Below are 17126 nucleotides of genomic sequence, written 5' to 3'. Positions count from 1 at the left end.
GATCGCCGGCCTCGCCGGCCTCAACGCCGGCGTACCGTGCCGGGTGGCGGCGACGCCGTGTTCGGTGCCGCGGTGGCCGGTGCCTCGCCGGCCGAGGCCGGCACGGGCGGCAGGTGGTGGCGCAGCGGGCTGCGGTCGAGGCCGGTGATCCAGCCGGTGACGGTGCTGTTCACCCGGGGAATGCGGGGCAGCGCCCCCAGCGCCACCCGGCGCAGCCGCCGGGTGAACGGGCTGGCCGCCAGCGCCATCCGCGTCATGCGATCGGTGAACCGCAGCACCTCCAGCGCGGCGGCGCGTCGGTGCCGCTGGTAGTCGTCCAGGGTGTCGGGGTCGGCGGTCCCGGCCAGCACCGCGGCCAGCCGGGTGGCGAGATCGTAGGCGTCGGCGATGCCGGTGTTCATGCCCTGCCCGGCGGCCGGGCTGTGCACGTGCGCGGCGTCACCCACCAGGAACGTGTCGCCGATCCGGAACCGGTCGGCGACCCGGTGATGCACCCGGAACCGGGAGGACCAGGACGGCTCGGCCGCCAGCCGGGCCCCGGTCTCGCGGCGGGCCAGCAGCTGATCCAGGTAGGACCGGTCGGGGCGCTCGGGCACCGCTGCTGCCGGTTCGACGGTGGCGACGATCCGGTGGTTGCCGCCGGGAAGCAGCCCGAGCACCGTGACGCCGTCGGCGGACAGCACCACGGCTGCCTCGTCGGCGGCGGTCGGCGCCTGCCGCAGCGGTACGTCGGCCAGCACGAACTGCATCGGGTAGGTGCGGCCCGGGAACTCCTGCCCGACGCTGGCGCGCACGGTGCTGTGCGCGCCGTCGGCGCCGATGACATACCGCGCGCGCAGCGCGAACGGCTGCTCCCCGGCGTGACCGCGCAGCACCTGGCCCGCGCGGTCGACCTCGACCGTCTCGACCCGGTGCCGGCGCCGCACCGATCCGCCGAGCTGGCGCAACCGGGCCAGCAGGAGCCGTTCGGTGCTGCTCTGCGGGACGCTCAGCGCGAACGGGTAACCGCTGCGCACGGTCGTGAGATCGATCGCGGTGACCCGACGGCCCCAGTCGGCGAGAACGAGCCGGTGGATCCTCCGGCCCGCCGCCACCAACTCGTCGGCCATCCCGAGTTCGGCGAGAATCTCCAGCGTCGAGGCGTGCACCAGGCTCGCGTTGGAGGTTCGCGTGGGCTCGCCGGCCGCGTCCAGCAGCACCGGCACGAGCCCGAGTTCGGCCAGTCGGATCGCGGCGGTCAGGCCGGCCGGCCCGGCGCCCACGACGACCACGTCGGCAGCTGCCGGTTGGGTTCGGTTGCTCATCCTGCACCCCACGAAGAACGGTGTGTTTCTCAGAAGACCAGGGTTCTTACAGTCATGTCCCTTGGTTAAGATACAGTCTGTATCTGATTGGGAGAAGGAGAAGGGATGACTTCGGCGAGCGAGCGAGCGGGCCGACGCCGGGGCCCGGCGTTGGAACGGGCGATCCATGCCGCGGTGCTGGAGGAGCTCGCCGACGTCGGCTACGCCCAGCTCGCCTTCGACCGGGTGGCACGACGGGCCCGGCTGAGCCGGGCATCGCTGTACCGCAGGTGGGACCGCAAGGCAGACCTGGTCGCCGACGCACTCGCGCACGCGCTGCCGCCGCTGCCGGCCGTGCCCGACACCGGCAACGTACGGGACGACCTGCTCGCCTGCTTCGCGCAGATGCATCAGCTGGTCGACCGGCTCGGCACCCTCGCCGTGCAGGCGCTGGCCGCGGAACTGCGGGGCCCGGCCGACAGCGCGCTACGCACCCTGCTGCGCGATCAGGTCCTCGAACCGCGGCTGCAGACCGTGCTGGACATCCTGCTCCGCGCCGCGGCCCGCGGCGAGGTGCGCCCGCAGGCGGCGACGCCGGTACTGGCCCGCACCGGGCCGGCGCTGATGTTCCAGCACCTGCTGCTGTACGGCAGCCCGCCGGCCCACGCCCTCGTCGAGGACATCGTCGATCGCGTCGTGCTGCCCGCCGCCACCGCCGCCCCGGCCGCCGGCGCCGAGCGCCTCCCGGCGTGAACGCGGCGCGGCCGTGCGGCAGCGGGACGGCCCGCGCGTCAGCCGGCGGTCAACCCGCGCGCCAGGTCGAGGGCGAGGATGCGATCGACGTACAGCAGGGTCTCCAGCCGGGCGCCGGCCGGTACGGCCCCGTCGAGGTCGTCGAGCGCGCGCAGCAGGGTGACGGCATCCAGGTCGTCGTCGCAGGCGTCCCGGATGCGCGCCAGCACCGGTGCCGGGATCGGCGCCGACGGCTGCCGGGCGGCGAGCGCCACCTCGGCACGCCACCGGGCCAGCCGCCGGTCCGCGGCGGCGAGCCGCACCTCGGCCACCGTCTCCCGCCGCGGCCGGCTCAGCAGCGCCAGCCGTACCGCGGTCGGGTCGGCCCCGTCCACGTCGAGGTCGGCGACCGGCGCCACGGCGAGGACCGGGCGACCGGCACCGATCACGCCACCCCGCAAATCGATGCCGCCCGGCTGCCGCGGGTCCGCGGCGGCGACCACCAGCTCCGCGCCCGCCGGCGCGGCCCGGACCTCGTCCGGCGGCACGATCCACAGCGCGCGCAGCCGATCCCCCGCCGGAGCCAGCGCCTCCGCCGACCCGACCAGCGTGGTGCGCACCTGCCTGCCGTGCAGGCCCTCCAGCACCCGCCGGGCCAGATCCGCCACCAGCAGCACGCGCACCGCCTGCCAGCGGACCGCGTCGCCGCCGGACGGCGGGACCACGGAGAGCCGGACCAGCCGGCTCGGCTGCTCCCCCACGGGCATCGCCGCACCGCTGCGATCGTCGATCACGGTGAGCATCGGCACCCTCCGGCCCGCTGGATCGTTCGACCGTAACAGCACGGGAACGGCCTGCCGCCGGTTCGCCCGCGCACCATCGCGCCGCGGATCCGAACACCCCCGCCCGGCCTGCCGCCGGTTCGCCCGGGCACCACCGCGCCGCGGATCCGAACACCCCCCGCCCGACCATGCCGTCACGGGTGCGGCGCGAGCCGGCTACCGACCTGCTCCGCCGCGGACCTTCGCGGACGCCGTCCTGCGGTGCCGGCGTTCAGCGGGTGCGGAGCAGCCGGTACTCGGCGCGCCGGGTCAGGGTGAGCACGAGCCGGGCCGGGAAGCCGAACGCGCGCCGGCCGCGCTCGGCCGGGTACCGCTCGACCCCGACGATCGGGTGCGGCACACCGCCGACGACCAGCTCACCGCCGCCGGCGGCCACCACGTTGCGGTACCAGTTGACGTTCTCGCCGTAGGTCAGCTCGGCGACGAAACCCTCCGGTACCCGGGCGACGATCAGCGGCGTCTCGTACCGCCGGCCGGAGCTGCGGCCGACGTGCCGCACCAGCGAGAACGGGCCGCGGCCGGCACGGGCCAGGCGCGTGGTGCCACGGTTGAGGGTGTTCTTGAGCAACCAGAACCACGCCCGGCGGGCTCGCGTCATCGCCCGTACCTCTCTCTCGGTCTCCGGCACCCCGTGGACGGGACCGTCCGGCACCGACCCGGCTCGGCATCATTCTGCGCCGGGTCCCGGGACGGCGCGAACCGTACGACCGCGGCCGGCGGGCACGCCCTGCCGCCGGCCCCGCGGCGGCGGCGCCGGCAAGGCGCGCGGATCGTCGGCCGGGCACCGCATCCGACCGGCGCCGGCGTCACGCGCGGGGTACCCGGATGGTCAGTCGCCAACGTCGCCGGGCGCCGACCCGCTGCCACCCGTCCCGGTCCGGCCCGACCGCCCGGAACCACAACAGCCGGAACGTCGCCGCCCCGATCAGCGCCTCCGCGTCCCGGCTGGCCGCATCCGGATGCAGCATGAGTACCGCATGCTTGGTTTCGGCGGTCAGCACGGCGACCCGCGGATCCGCGGGCTGCGCACCGACGGCTATCTCCAGGGTCCCGCCGAGTGCGGCGAAATCGGCGATCGCACTGTGCTGCGTCACCAGCAGAACACTAGGGACGAACCGGGGCGGCCACTATCGGCCAGGTAGCCGATACGACGCGGCGCGACAACGGCCTCAGGTCGAGGGCGCGGCGGTGACGGCGGTGGTGGCGGCGGCGGCCAGTTGGCCGAGGTAGTTGGCCGTCAGGGGCGCCCGGGCCACGGCGAGCCGCCAGTACAGCGGGCCGACGATGAGGTCGACGAAGAAGTCGGGGTCGACCGGGCTGGTCAGTTCACCGCGCCGCCGCGCCCGCTCGATGAGCAGGGTGCCGATGCCACGCTGGTTGTCGCTGAGCGCCTCGTGCAGGATCGTCGCGATGGCCGGGTTCCGCGCCGCCTCGGCGAGCAGGTCGGGCACGATGTGCGCGGCGAGCGGGTGGCGCAGCGCGTGGGCGGCGATCATGAGCACCGTCTCGATGTCGCCGTGCAGGCTGCCGGTGTCCGGTAGTTCGGTGATGTCCACCGCGACGGCGGACACCATGTCGATGACCATTTCGAGCTTCGAGCCCCAGCGGCGGTAGACGGCGGTCTTGCCGACCCCGGCCCGGCGGGCGACCCGTTCGATCGACATCCGGCCGTACCCGCCCTCGGCGAGTTCGGCGAAGACGGCGGCGCGGATCGCCTCGGTCACGTCCTCGCGCAGCACCGCGGCGCCGGCTGGCGTGCGTTTTGCCCGAGATGGAGACTCCTCGGACTCGTCGCTTGCCGAACGCATCCGCGCAGTCTAACGCCGGGACGAACCTGTTGCGTTCGCTCGCCCGACCGGCCTACCGTGGGTCGATACGACGATACGGTATCGTCCCGGCGTGAACGGTCGGCGCACCGTACGTCCAGGTCGACGGCCGGTTCGGCCGGGCCGCGACGAGCACCGACCGCCCGGCGGCGGCAACCGAGCGAGGAGCACGGATGGGTGACGGAGTTCAGGCGACCGCGACCGAGCCGCCCGGCTCACCGGGCGCGGCACGGGGCGGCGGGACCGGCGGCGCCGGTACCGCGGATCTCGGGGAACTCGCCCGGCGGTACGGGCTGGCGGTCAGCGGCGCGCGACCGGGCCTGGTCGAGTACGCCCGGAAGGTGTGGGGGCGCCGGCACTTCATCCGGACGTTCGCCAGCTCCAAGCTGGCCGCGCAGTACACCACGGCGCGGCTCGGCCAGGTCTGGCAGGTGGTGACGCCGCTGATCAACGCGGCGGTGTACTTCCTGATCTTCGGCGTGCTGCTGGGCACCCACCGGGGCATCGACAACTACATCGCGTACCTGTGCGTCGGAGTGTTCATCTTCAACTTCACCCAGCAGGCGGTGCAGGCCGGCACCCGGTCGATCCCGAGCAACCTGACGCTGATCCGGGCGCTGCACTTCCCGCGCGCCAGCCTGCCGGTCGCCGCGACCATCTCGCAGTTGCAGCAGCTGGTCCTGTCGATGGTGGTGCTCAGCGGCATCGTGCTGGTCACCGGCGAGCCGCTGACCTGGCACTGGCTGCTGATCGTGCCGTCGATCCTGCTGCAGACGATCTTCAACGCCGGGCTGGTGATGATCGTCGCCCGGCTCGCCGCGAAGACCACGGACCTCGCCCAGCTGGTGCCGTTCGTGATGCGGGTCTGGATGTACCTCTCCGGCGTCTTCTACAACACCAGCGTGGTGGCCCGACACGCGCCGCACCTCGTGGTGACCGCCCTCAACTGGAACCCGTCGTACGTGTTCATCAGCCTGATGCGGCACTCGCTGATGACCTCGGTACCGGCGAACACCCTGCCGGGCCACCTGTGGCTCAAGGCGGCCGGGTGGGCGCTGGTGATCGGGCTCGGCGGGTTCGTGTTCTTCTGGCACGCCGAGGAGGAGTACGGCCGTGGCTGACCAACCGGTACCCAGCTTCTTCGACGAGCAGGCGGAGACCCTCGACGACCGGGTAGCGCCGGCCGACCGGGAACCCACCGTCATCGTCGACGACGTGCACATCGTCTACCGGGTCTACGGCGCGAGCGGCGGCCGGAACTCGCCGACGGCGGCGTTGAGCCGGATCCTGCGCCGGCAGAACTCGCCGTCGATGCGCGAGGTGCACGCGGTCAAGGGCGTCACCTTCGTCGCGCACAAGGGCGAGGCGATCGGCATCGTCGGCAGCAACGGCTCCGGCAAGTCGACCCTGCTGCGCGCCATCGCCGGTCTGCTGCCGCCGCGCAGCGGCACGGTGTACACCAACGGCCAGCCGTCCCTGCTCGGCGTCAACGCCGCGCTGATGAACGACCTGACCGGCGAGCGCAACGTGGTACTCGGCTGCCTCGCCATGGGGATGAACCCGGCGCAGGTGAAACAGCACTACCAGCAGATCGTCGACTTCTCCGGCATCAACGAGCGGGGCGACTTCATCTCGCTGCCGATGCGTACCTACTCCTCCGGCATGGCGGCCCGGCTGCGCTTCTCCATCGCCGCGGCGAAGAGCCACGACGTACTGCTCATCGACGAGGCGCTGGCCACCGGCGACGCGGCGTTCCAGAAGCGCAGCGAGGAACGGGTCCGGGAACTGCGCGGTCAGGCCGGCACCGTGTTCGTGGTCAGCCACCAGAACCGGACGATCCGCGACATGTGCGAGCGCACCCTCTGGCTGGAGGCCGGGGTGCTGCGGATGGACGGCCCGACCGAGGAGGTCATGTCGGCCTACGAGGAGTTCTCCCGGACCCGGCGCCGCTGACCACCCCGCCCGGCGCCGCTGACAACCCGCCCGGCGCCGCTGACAACCCGCCCGGCGCCGCCGATCACCCCGCCGGCGCCGCTGGCCGCTCCGCACCCGGACGTCGTGCGACCATGTCCGGGTGCGGCAGGCGACACCGGGAGTCGAGGACATCGAGGCGCTGCGTGGGCCGCTGACCGGCTACTGCTACCGGATGCTCGGTTCGGCGGCGGACACCGAGGACGCGGTTCAGGAGACGGTGATCCGCGCCCACCGCCGGCTCGACCGGTTCGATCCGGCCCGGGCGTCGCTGCGCACCTGGGTGCACGCCATCGCGACCAACGTCTGCCTGGACCTGCTGCGCGCCGCCCGGCGGCGGGAGCTGCTGGCGCCGGTGCCGGCCACCGTGGACGGTGAGCTGGGCGCCCCGCTGCCGGCCGACGCCTGGCTGGAACCGATGCCGGACAGCCGCACCGTGCACGCCGCCGACCCGGCGGAGCTGGCCGTCCAGCGGGAGAGCGTCCGGCTGGCCTTCCTCGCCGCGCTGCAGCACCTGCCGCCACGGCAGCGGGCCGCCCTGCTGCTGCGCGACGTGTTCGGGTTCACCGCGGCCGAGACCGCCACGGCGCTGGAGCTGTCGGTACCGGCGGTCAACAGCGCGCTGCAGCGGGCCCGGGCCACCCTCGCCGAACGCCGGCCGGCGCCGGGCGCGGTGGCCGAGCCGGCCGACCCCGCGGTACGGGACCTGCTGGCCCGCTACGTCGCCGCGTTCGAGGCGCACGACGTGGCGGGGCTGCGGGAACTGCTGCACCGGGACACGGTCAGCTCGATGCCGCCGTTCGCGTGGTGGCTGTCCGGCCGCGACGCGGTGCTGCGGGCCTTCGGCGGTTCCGACGCGTGCGCCGCCGACCGGCTGCTGCCAGTACACACGAACGGGACGATCGGCTACGGCCAGTACCGGCCGGCCGAGGACGGGACGTTGCGGCCGTTCGCGATCGTCGCCCTCGAGGTGCGGGACGGTCTGGTGGTGCACCAGATCACCTTCCTCGGCACCGGCCCGCGCTTCGGCGAGTACGGCCTGCCGGAGTTTCTGCCCGCGCGCCGATGAGTTTCGCCCTCCCGGCACGTACCAGAGGCGTACTGCCGATCAGGAGGAGCGAGATGACCGAGAAGGACACCCAGCCGACCGGGGAGAACACCCTGCCGGCCGAGGCGAGCATGCTGCAGGCCGAGACGTTCGCGGAGCGGGAACGGCTGGCCGCGCTGCTGGCCGGGTTGAGCCCGCAGCAGTGGGCGGCGCCGTCGCTGTGCGCCGGCTGGCGGGTGCGCGAGGTGGTCGCGCACGTGACCATGCCGTACCGGATGGCCAGCGCGGACGAGTTCCAGGCCGCGCTGTCCGCGTACGGCTTCGACTTCGACCGGTACGCCGACGCCGAGGCGCGCGAGACCACCGAACGGCTCGGCGACGCCGAGCTGCTCGCGCTGTACCGGGACAACGTGCGGCACCCGTGGCAGCCGCCGGGCGACGGGCCGGCCGGCGCACTGAGCCACGAGGTGATCCACGGCCTGGACATCACCGAGGCGCTGGGCCTCCCCGCCGTACCGACCGAGCGGATCGCGCGGGTGCTGGAACACGTCGGCACCAAGAACCTGGCCTACTTCGGTACCGACCTGAGCGGCATCAGCCTGGCCGGCACCGACGCCGACGTCACGGTCGGCGACGGCACCCCGGTGCCGGCCCCGGTCAAGGAGATCCTGCTCGGCATCACCGGCCGCCGACCGCTGCCGAGCTGATCCGCCGCCGGAACGGCACGGCGGACCCGCAGCCACCGCTGGACCGGGAGCCGGCGATTCGTGACGCCTGCCCCCGGCTCGCCGGGGGCAGGCGCGCTCAGAACACGATGGCGCGTCCGACGACGCCGCCCACGGTGAGCAGGCCGAGCGCCAGCAGCATCCCGACGGCCGCCAGCGCGGTCCCGATCCAGCGGCGGCGCCCCGGACCCGGTCCCAGCGCGAGCCACGCCACCGCGGCGAACAGCAGCCCCTGGGCGAGGAACCACGGCTCGTTGAACAGCAGGTCCTGCAGGTCGGCGGCGCGGCGGTCGATCTCCGCCCACATCGGCGGGTAGGGCACCCGGATCGCGCCGGCGAGGCTGAGGATGCGTTCGGCGATGTCGACCAGCGCGTGCATGCAGCCGGCCACCGCACCGGCCCAGCACACCGCGAGCAGTACCGGCCGGGCCCGGCGCCGCCGCCACAGCGGGAGGGCCGCGACGGGTACTGCCGCGGCGGTCGCGATGACGATCGCGCCGGCCGCGTTCAACAGCTGGAACGTGGTCTGCGCGGCGGGCTCGATGGTGCCGGGCAGGAAGGCGTGGCCGCCCAGGGCGTAGTAGCCGCGGTACGCCGCATACCACAGCGCCCACCCGCCGGCGGCCAGGCTGACCCGGCGCAGCCGCCGGCGGGGGTCGGCACGGGTCGGCAGGTGACGGGTGACGGTGGTCGTCTCCGGCGTACTCATGCACCTCACGGTGCCGCCGCCACCGCGGGCGGGGCTCCCCCGGTGGCGGGAACCGGCTCCCCCGCGGGTGTGCGCCGGTCAGCTGGTGGACTCCGCCGGCGCCGGCAGCGCGACGTCGAACGCCAGCCCGCTGCTGGCATCCACGCAGATGCCGCGCAGCATGTCGTAGAGCCGCGCCACCAGTTCCGGCTCGTCGTCCCACCGGTTGGTGGTCTCGGCCGGATCGGTCACCATGTCGTACAGCTGGCCGGCCGGGTGCTGCGCGTCCCACGGCGGGGCGGCGTGCGGCTTACCGCTGCCGGTGGCGAAGAGGTTGTCGATCGACGGCTCGGAGAAGCCGCCGCCGGAGCCGGCGGAGAAGATCGCCTTCCAGCGTCCGGCCCGCAGCGCGAACCGGCCGCCGAGGCTGTGGTGCACGATCGGCCGCTCGGCGTCGCCGGCCTCGGCGCCGGTGAGGATCGGCAGAACGTCCCGGCCGTCGTCGACCGGAACGGCCGCACCGGTCGCCGCCGCCGCGGTCGGCAGGATGTCGGTCAGGCAGATCGGCGCGTCGGTGCTGGTGCCGGCCGGGAAGTGGCCGGGCCACCGGGCCACGAACGGTTCCCGGTGGCCGCCGTCCCACAGGTCGCCCTTCTGGCCGCGCCAGTCGCCGTTGGGCCGGTGCAGCCGGAGGTCCCCGTCGTCGGTGAAGTGGGTGACGGCGCCGTTGTCGCTGGTGACGATGAACAGCGTGTCGTCCAGCTGTCCCTTGGCCTCGATCGCGGCGCGCAGCTCGCCGACCGCCCAGTCGACCAGGCAGACGCCGTCGGCCCGATCGCCGAGGCCGGAGCGGCCACGGACGAAGGCCGGCGGTACGTTCGGCCGGTGCGGCGCCGACGGCGCCAGGTAGCACAGGAACGGGCCGGTGGCCGCCTCGACGAAGGCGACCGCCTCGCGGGTGAACCGGACGTCGCACTCGCTCTCGTCGAACGCCTCGACCTGCAGCCCGGGCCGCTGCTCGGTGAGGTAGCGCTGCTTCTCCCGGTCCGGCACCCCGACGGTGCGGTCCTGGTCGAGGAACGCGTACGGCGGCATGTCGAGAGAGCCGGCGATGCCGAAGAACCGGTCGAAGCCCAGCGCGGTAGGCCCGCCCGTGACCGGTGCGGTGTAGTCGATGTCCCGGCCGAAGTCGGTGTCCACGTCGTCGTGCAGCGCCGCCCCGGGCGCGAACGCGTCGCGTACCGTGCCGTCGGTGTGCCGCCAGCCGAGGCCGAGGTGCCACTTGCCGAACGCACCGGTGGCGTAGCCGCGGTCGTGCAGCATGCTGGCCAGCGTGGTGCGGTCCGGCTCGATCAGCGCCGGGCCGTGCCCCATCAGCACGAAGTTCTTCAGCGGGCCGCGCCAGGCGTACCGGCCGGTCATCAGCGCGTACCGGCTGGGCGTGCACACCGCGGACGCGGAGTGGCAGTTGGTGGCGCGCACCCCTTCGGCGGCGAGCCGGTCGATGTTCGGGGTGGGTATCCCCGAGCCGTAGCAGCCGAGGTCGCCCCAGCCCATGTCGTCGGCCAGCACGACGACGACGTTGGGCCGGTCGGTGGTGGTGTCGCTCATGTCCAGCAGCTCCCGTCGGCGCTCTTGACGATGCGGATCGCGTTGGTGGTGGCGGGATCGATGGTGAAGTCCTCCGCGTCGCCGATGCACCTGTTGTCGGTGAACACGTTGACGAAGTTGACGTCACGGACCTTGTGCGTGCCGTCGATGCCCTGCACCACGTTGGGATGGGTGTAGTTGGTGTACGCGTGGATGTTCCGGAAGATCAGCTGGTCGAGCTCACCGTAGCCGAGGGCCGGGTCGTACCACTTGTTGTTCTCCACGGTGAGGTAGAACAGCCGCCAGGTGGCGTTCTCGACCCGGATGTTCTCGAACAGGTACCGGTTCGGGGTGCCCGCCCCGGCGTGCAGCGCGCGGAACACCGCCGACTTCTCGATCTGGTAGTGCTCGGCGTGGATCACGTCGTCGTCGTACACGTGGAAGTTGCTCGGGTCGTTCTCCAGGTTCCAGCTGATCATGAACGGGGCGCCGTTCTCCAGCTGCCACACGGTGTTGCCGCGCACCACCTCGTCGCCCCAGAACAGCTTGATCGAGTCGTCGTTGGACTTGACGAAGTTGTTCTCCACCAGCGCCTTGTTGCCGGCGACCATCCCGTCGGTGCTGTACCACCAGGACATCGTCTTGACGTTCTCGATGGTGGTGTACTGCGCCAGCGCACGCACGTTGAACCGCGGCGCGTTGACCAGCGTGATGCCCTCGATCAGCAGGTTCTGCGAGGACTGGTCGGCGATGTCGATCATGCCGGGCTGGTTCTTGTTCGAGTCCTGGTTGCCGGTGTCCATGAACGACCCGTCGAGCACGCCGCGACCCTTGATGGTCACGTTGTCGACCGGGCCGTTCGCGATGAACGCGCCCTGCACCCAGGCGCCGCCGGCCAGGTAGATCGTCTCGTTGGAGTGCAGCACGTTCCCGGACCCGATCTGGTGCACGCCGGGTCCGAAGTACAGCACGTTCGGGTCGCCGGTGGCGGGTGGGACGTCGTTCTCCGCGGGGTTGGCGAACACCAGCATCGGGTGCTGGATCGGGTTGTGGATGTTCGGCTGGAACTCCACCGACACGTTGCGCGGCTGGCTCATGGTGAAGGTGCAGGTGTCGCCGGCGAACGAGGTGCTGATCGCCGCCGAGTACGGCCGGACCAGGCAGCCGGTCAGCCCGCTGCCCGCGAGCGCGGTCACCCGTACGGTCACCGAACCGGTGAACGAGAAGGTCGTCCAGGAGGTGTCCGCCTCCCGGTTCGTGTCGTGCTTGGCGGCGAGCGACTCGTACACGAACGACGGCTGGTCGTCGACCGTCACGGAGTACTGGTCGGAGGCCGGGATCCCGGACGGCCCCGGGTACAGGCTGAGCGCCGGCCCGGTGCCCGGCGTGATGTCGCCGTACGGCAGGCTCGCGCGGTGGTTCGCGACGTCGGCGAGCGTCGCGTCGGTGGAGCCGGTGATGCTGTCGGCGATCGAGTCGACGGTCGAGATGTCGCCGTCGATCGGTGTGCGCACCCCGCCGTAGTCGTACTGGTTGCCCACGTACGGCGCGCCGTTCGCGTTGGCCGGCGTCGCGCCGGCGATCGCCGCGGCCGTCGCGGTGACCACGACGGCGGCCGCGGCGCAGAGTCTGCGAAGACGGATCCTGGTGTGCATGGCCACTCCTCCATGACGGAACGCGGGTCGGCTGGTGACACGTTGGTATCGCCTGATGGCGGCGCGGTTCCGGCGTCGTCCCGGTCGCGGTGCGCGCGGTTCAGCCATGCCGACACCCCGACAGCGGGGACAGGTCCGACCGGCTCACCGCGTCCGCCATGACCCGGTAGCCGAGGTCGTTGGGGTGCAGGTCACCGACGGTGTGGTAGCGCGGTTCGATGGTCAGCGGGTCCGCCGGGTCGCGCAACACGCGGTCGAAGTCGGCCACCGCGTCGAAGGCCCCGCCGGTCCGGATCCACCGGTTGACCGCCTGCCGGGTCTGCTCGTGGGCCGGCGTGTCGTACACCGAGCCCCCGAACGGGGTGATCGTGCCGCCGACCACCCGCAGGCAGCGTTCGTGTGCCTGCGCGACGAGCCGTGTCATCCCGGCGACGAGTTGCGGCGCGGTGGCGCCGGCGCCGATGTCGTTGACGCCCGCCAGGAACACGACGGCGGTGACGCCGGGCTGGTCGAGCACGTCACGGCCGAACCGGTGCAGCGCGGACTCACCGCCGCCCGCCGTGTCGGCGAGGATCTGGTTGCCACCGATGCCCTCGTTGAGCACCGCGTAGCCGGCCAGCCGGTCCGCCAACCAGTCGGGGTAGGTGTGCCCGGCGTCGAGGGTGGAGAAGGCGCCGTCGGTGATGGAGTCGCCGAACGCCAGCACGGTGCCACGCACCGGCGGGCCCAGCACGTCCACGCCGTCGAGGAAGAACCACGACGGCGTGATGGCCTGGTACGGCGAGCCGCCGGGCTCGGTTGCCCAGTTGCCGGCGCCGGAGACGTAGCTGGTCATCTGCGCCTTGTTGTGCCAGGTGGCCGGGCCGGTGGCGGCGGCGAGGTAGACGCTGACGACCAGGTTGTGCCCGGCACGCGCCGGCACCGGTACCGGATCGCTGACCGCCTCGCCGCCGGCCGCGACGGTGACCGCGTCGCCGCCGCCGAAGGTGGCGACCTGCTGGCTGCCCGGCACGACGATCGGGCCGGCGTCCTGCTCGGCCACGGCGACCGTGCCGATTCGCAGGCCGGCGGTGCCGTACCGGTTGGACAGCCGGATCCGCACCGCCGTTCCGCGCACCGTGGGCCGGACCACCATCCGTACCGTCCGGTTGCCGAACCCGTCGTGGCTCGGGCCGCTCGCGACCGGCGGCTGCGGCGCGGCCCGCCAGGCCGCCTGCCAGACCGGTGCCCTGCTCGCGGCGTCCCGCCGATCGGCACTCGACGTCTCGGCGTCCCCGCGGTCGTGGGTCGCGTGGTGGACGGCGGCGTATGCGGACAGCGGCACCGCCAGCGCCAGTACGGCGACGGCCACGGTGCCGATCCGCCGCCGCCTCATCGGTGCCCACCTGCGGTCGTGACGAACCGGATCGCGTCCGAGTTCGACTGGTCCACCACGAGGTTCGCGTCGGTGGCGGAACGGATCGGTTGCCCGCCGATCGTCACGTCCTGGAACGTCACGTCGGCCACGGTGTGCTCCGGATCGATGCCGTGTACCTGGCTGGCGATCCGGAACGGGCCGTCCGCGGTGACGTTGCGGAAGATCAGGTCGCGAACCTGCCCGTACCCGAGCGCCGGGTCGTACCACTTGTTGTTCTCGAGGGTGAGGTCGAACAGCCGGTAGTGCGCGTCGGCGACCCGGATGTTCTCGAACAGGTAGCGGCTCATCGTGGCGGCGCCGGCGTGCAGGGCACGGAAGATCCCGGACTTCCGGATCGAGTTGTGCTCGGCGTGGATCACGTCGTCGTCGTAGACGTGGAAGTCGGCGGCGTCCCGTTCGATGTTCCAGCTGATCATGAACGGGGCGCCGTTCTCCAGCTGCCAGATGGTGTTGTGCCGGGCGATCGTGTCGCCCCAGAACAGCTTGATCGAGTCGTCGTTCACCTTGACGAAGTTGTCCTCCAGCACCGAGTCGTGCCCGCCGACCATGCCGTCGGTCGAGTACCACCAGGACATCACCTTGACGTTGTGGATCGTGGTGTACCGGGCGAGCGCCCGCACGTTGAACCGCGGCCCGTTCACCAGCGTGATGCCGTCGACGAGCACGTTGCTGGACGACTGGTCGGCGATGTCGATCATGCCCGGCTGACCCTTGTTCGAGGCCTGGCTGCCGGTGTCCAGGAAGCCGCCGTCGAGGATGCCGCGGCCCTTGATCGTCACGTTGTGCACCGGGCCGTGCGCGATGAACGCGCCCTCGACGTAGGCGCCGCCGGCCAGATAGATCGTCTCGTCGTCGTGCAGTTCGACGCCGCTGCCGAGGTGGTGGAAGCCGGGCCCGAGGTACAGCACGTTCTCGTCGCCGGCGGCCGGCGGCGTGTCGACCTCCGGCGGGTTGGCGAACACCAGCATCGGGTGGGTGACGTAGGCGCCGGCCTGCGGGGTGAACTCGACGCTCACGTTCGCCGCCGAGGTCAGCGCGAACACGCAGGTCTGCCCGACGAGGTGGGCGCGGACCTCGGCCGAAGCCGGGCGTACCAGGCAGCCGGTCGCCGCGATCGGTTGCAGCGCGGTCACCGCGACCACGATCGGGCCGGTGAAGGAGAACGAGGTCCAGGAGGTGTCGACCTCCTTGTTGGTGTCCGTCTTGCGGGCCAGCGCCTGGTACACGAACGACGACCGCGGCTGCCCCGGCCGCTGCGTCACGCTCACCCGGTACCGGTCGGAGGCGGCCACGCCGGCCGGCGCCGGGTAGGTCCACAGCGCCGGACGCTGCCGCGGCGGGGTGATGTCGCCGGACGCGAGCTGCGCCCGGTGCGCGGCCACCTCCCGGGCCACCGCGTCGGTGCGGCGGGTGATCCGGTCCGCGGTGGCGTCGACCTGGGGCAGCGGCCCGTCGATCGGCGTCACCGCGCCGCCCTGGTGGTACTCGGTGCCCAGGTAACGGTGCGCCGGGTGCGCGTTGGCCGGTGCCGCGCCGAGCGCGACGAGGGCGAGCGCGACAGCGGCGGTCAGTACGCGGGTGCGTTTCATCGGGCACCTCCACAGTGCGGGCCGGCCAGCACCCGGATCTGGCTGGTGGCGTCGGGATCGAGCCGCAGGTTGGCCGCCGCCGCGGTGGTCAGGCAGCGCTCGCCCATCCGCACGTCGACCAGGTCGACGTTGCGGAAGCCGTGTTCGGCGTCGATGCCGTTCAGCACGCTGGGCAGGGTGAACGCGCTGGCCGGCGGCGCCGTGACGTCGCGGAACACCAGTTCGGAGAAGGAACCGTAGCCGAGCGCGGGGTCGTACCAGCGGTTGTGCTCGACGTTGAGGTAGAACAACCGATAGCTGGCGTCCTCGATGTGGATGCGTTCGAACAGGTAGCGCTGCAGGTGGCCGGCACCGGCGTGCCGCGCGTCGAACACGCCCTGGGTCGGTGCGTTGTACTGCTCGACGTGGATCACGTCGTCGTCGTAGACGTGGAAGTTGGCCGAGTCCTGCTCGATGTTCCAGCTGAGCATGAACGGCGCGCCGTTCTCCAGCTGCCACACCACGTTGTCCCGGACCACGCTGTCGCCCCAGAACAGCTTCAGCGAGTCCTCGTTCACCTTGACGAAGTCGTGTTCGACCAGGCTCTTGTTCCCGGCGACGATGCCGTCGGTGTTGATCCACCAACCGATCATCTTCACGTTGCGCACCGTGGTGTACGAGCTGAGCGCGCGCACGTTCAGCCGCGGGCCGTCGATCAGGGTCAGCCCGTCGATCAGCACGTTGCTGGACGTCGGGTTCGTGGCGCAGGTACGGGCCGGGTCGCCCTGGTTGTCGCAACGGATGTCGATGAACCCCGGCTGCTTCTTGTTCTCCGCCTGGTTTCCGGTGTCCAGGAACAGCCCGTCGAGCACGCCACGCCCCTTGATCACGACGTTCTTGACGTCGATACCGACGAACGTGCCCTCGACCCAGGCGCCGCCGGCCAGGTAGACGGTCTCGTTGTCGTGCAGCGCGACGTTCGGCCCGATGCGGTGCACGCCGGGTCCGAAGTAGAGCACGTTCCTGTCGTCCGGCGACGGCACCTGGCGTTCCAGCGGGTTGGCGAACAGCAGCATCGGGTGCGTCACCACCGGCCCGTCCTGCGGGGTGAACTCCACCGACAGGTTCGCCGGCCGGCGCAGCGCGAACGTGCAGGTGCCGTCGTGGTACCGGGTGCGCACGCCGGCCGAGGCGGGGCGCACCAGGCAGCCGGTCGCGCCGGTGCGGTGCAGTGTCCGTACCGACACCACGATCGGGCCGCGGAAGGAGAACGACGACCAGGAGGTGTCCTTCTCCCGGTTGTTGGGCCGCCGGGCGGCGCGGGTGTAGGTGATCGGGTCGTGCGACCGGCCGGCCTGCGACACGGTGGTCGCGTACCGCGTGGAGGCCGGTTCGGTGTCCGGCCGCGGGTAGGTCACGAGCTTCGGGCGGCCGGTGGTCACGGCGTAGTCGTCGGCGCTGTAGGGCAGCCGTGCCCGGTGCGCGGCCAGGTCGTGCAGCATCCGGTCGGTCGAGGAGGTGATCTGCCCGGCGAGGCGATCCACCGCTGGCTGCGGCCCGGCCAGCGGTGTGGCCTGACCGAGATCGTACCGGGTGCCCACATACGGGGTGCCCACATACGGGGTGCCCGCGTACCGGGTTTCCGACGATCGGGCGTCGGCGGCGGCTGGTGCGCCGATCGCGGTGACCGCGGTGAGCGCTACGACGACCGCGGCGCCGAGTCTGTGCAGGGGGATGCGGACGCGCATGGTGACTCCTCTACTGGGGGGATGAGGATCGCC

16 protein-coding genes are annotated in these 17126 nt (G+C 72.4%); 5 read left to right on the top strand and 11 right to left on the bottom strand.

Annotated elements, in window-relative coordinates:
• Positions 1-20: 20 nt before the first annotated feature.
• Positions 21-1304 (bottom strand): FAD-dependent oxidoreductase, encoded by a 1284-nt coding sequence (locus Athai_RS08530; RefSeq protein WP_203960986.1) that lies wholly within the window; start codon positions 1302-1304, stop codon positions 21-23.
• A 105-nt stretch (positions 1305-1409) separates the two neighbouring features.
• Between Athai_RS08530 and Athai_RS08525 the strand changes: the two genes are divergently transcribed.
• Entirely contained in the window at positions 1410-2036 is a 627-nt protein-coding gene (locus Athai_RS08525) for a TetR/AcrR family transcriptional regulator (protein WP_203960985.1), read from the top strand.
• A gap of 38 nt (positions 2037-2074) precedes the next feature.
• Here Athai_RS08525 and Athai_RS08520 read toward each other — a convergent pair whose 3' ends face one another.
• The 4 genes from Athai_RS08520 to Athai_RS08505 form a co-directional block, all read right to left on the bottom strand.
• Complete coding sequence (locus Athai_RS08520) at positions 2075-2818, bottom strand: hypothetical protein (protein WP_203960984.1); 744 nt, start codon at positions 2816-2818, stop codon at positions 2075-2077.
• Positions 2819-3068: 250 nt separating this feature from the next.
• A complete protein-coding gene (locus Athai_RS08515; protein ID WP_203960983.1) occupies positions 3069-3455 on the bottom strand; it encodes a PNPOx family protein in 387 nt (128 codons plus the stop codon).
• Positions 3456-3663: 208 nt separating this feature from the next.
• On the bottom strand, positions 3664-3951 hold the full coding sequence (locus tag Athai_RS08510) for a hypothetical protein (RefSeq protein WP_203960982.1): 288 nt from the start codon (positions 3949-3951) through the stop codon (positions 3664-3666).
• Positions 3952-4026: 75 nt separating this feature from the next.
• Positions 4027-4665, bottom strand: coding sequence for a TetR/AcrR family transcriptional regulator (locus Athai_RS08505; RefSeq protein ID WP_203960981.1), 639 nt, complete (start codon positions 4663-4665; stop codon positions 4027-4029).
• Positions 4666-4856: 191 nt separating this feature from the next.
• Here Athai_RS08505 and Athai_RS08500 point away from each other — a divergent pair, with 191 nt between their 5' ends.
• From Athai_RS08500 to Athai_RS08485, 4 genes are all read left to right on the top strand, one after another.
• Positions 4857-5804: an ABC transporter permease gene (locus Athai_RS08500; RefSeq protein WP_203960980.1), complete on the top strand. Its 948-nt coding sequence runs from the start codon at positions 4857-4859 to the stop codon at positions 5802-5804.
• Positions 5797-6636 (top strand): ABC transporter ATP-binding protein, encoded by an 840-nt coding sequence (locus tag Athai_RS08495; protein WP_203960979.1) that lies wholly within the window; start codon positions 5797-5799, stop codon positions 6634-6636. Before Athai_RS08500 ends, Athai_RS08495 begins: the two co-directional genes overlap by 8 nt.
• A 121-nt stretch (positions 6637-6757) precedes the next feature.
• On the top strand, positions 6758-7723 hold the full coding sequence (locus tag Athai_RS08490) for an RNA polymerase subunit sigma-70 (RefSeq protein ID WP_203960978.1): 966 nt from the start codon (positions 6758-6760) through the stop codon (positions 7721-7723).
• A gap of 53 nt (positions 7724-7776) precedes the next feature.
• Positions 7777-8409, top strand: a complete 633-nt coding sequence (locus tag Athai_RS08485) for a maleylpyruvate isomerase family mycothiol-dependent enzyme (protein ID WP_203960977.1) — start codon at positions 7777-7779, stop codon at positions 8407-8409.
• Between the two features lie 97 nt (positions 8410-8506).
• Here the strand turns inward: Athai_RS08485 and Athai_RS08480 are convergent, their stop codons facing one another.
• The 6 genes from Athai_RS08480 to Athai_RS08455 all read right to left on the bottom strand — a co-directional run bounded on the left by Athai_RS08480 (position 8507) and on the right by Athai_RS08455 (position 17093).
• The gene (locus Athai_RS08480; RefSeq protein ID WP_203960976.1) at positions 8507-9136 is read right to left on the bottom strand and encodes a hypothetical protein; all 630 of its coding nucleotides are present in this window, start codon (positions 9134-9136) and stop codon (positions 8507-8509) included.
• 78 nt (positions 9137-9214) lie between these two features.
• Entirely contained in the window at positions 9215-10726 is a 1512-nt protein-coding gene (locus tag Athai_RS08475) for a sulfatase family protein (protein ID WP_203960975.1), read from the bottom strand.
• A complete protein-coding gene (locus Athai_RS08470; protein ID WP_203960974.1) occupies positions 10723-12360 on the bottom strand; it encodes a glycoside hydrolase family protein in 1638 nt (545 codons plus the stop codon). Before Athai_RS08470 ends, Athai_RS08475 begins: the two co-directional genes overlap by 4 nt.
• A gap of 100 nt (positions 12361-12460) precedes the next feature.
• Complete coding sequence (locus Athai_RS08465; protein WP_203960973.1) at positions 12461-13735, bottom strand: SGNH/GDSL hydrolase family protein; 1275 nt, start codon at positions 13733-13735, stop codon at positions 12461-12463.
• On the bottom strand, positions 13732-15366 hold the full coding sequence (locus tag Athai_RS08460) for a glycoside hydrolase family protein (protein WP_203960972.1): 1635 nt from the start codon (positions 15364-15366) through the stop codon (positions 13732-13734). The genes Athai_RS08465 and Athai_RS08460 overlap by 4 nt, the downstream gene beginning before the upstream one ends.
• Complete coding sequence (locus Athai_RS08455) at positions 15363-17093, bottom strand: glycoside hydrolase family protein (RefSeq protein WP_203960971.1); 1731 nt, start codon at positions 17091-17093, stop codon at positions 15363-15365. The genes Athai_RS08460 and Athai_RS08455 overlap by 4 nt, the downstream gene beginning before the upstream one ends.
• Positions 17094-17126: the final 33 nt, after the last annotated feature.

Source organism: Actinocatenispora thailandica (assembly GCF_016865425.1).
Lineage (GTDB): Bacteria > Actinomycetota > Actinomycetes > Mycobacteriales > Micromonosporaceae > Actinocatenispora > Actinocatenispora thailandica.
The sequence above is the reverse complement of the archived record's forward strand: the minus strand, read 5'-3'. Positions and strand labels throughout refer to the sequence as shown.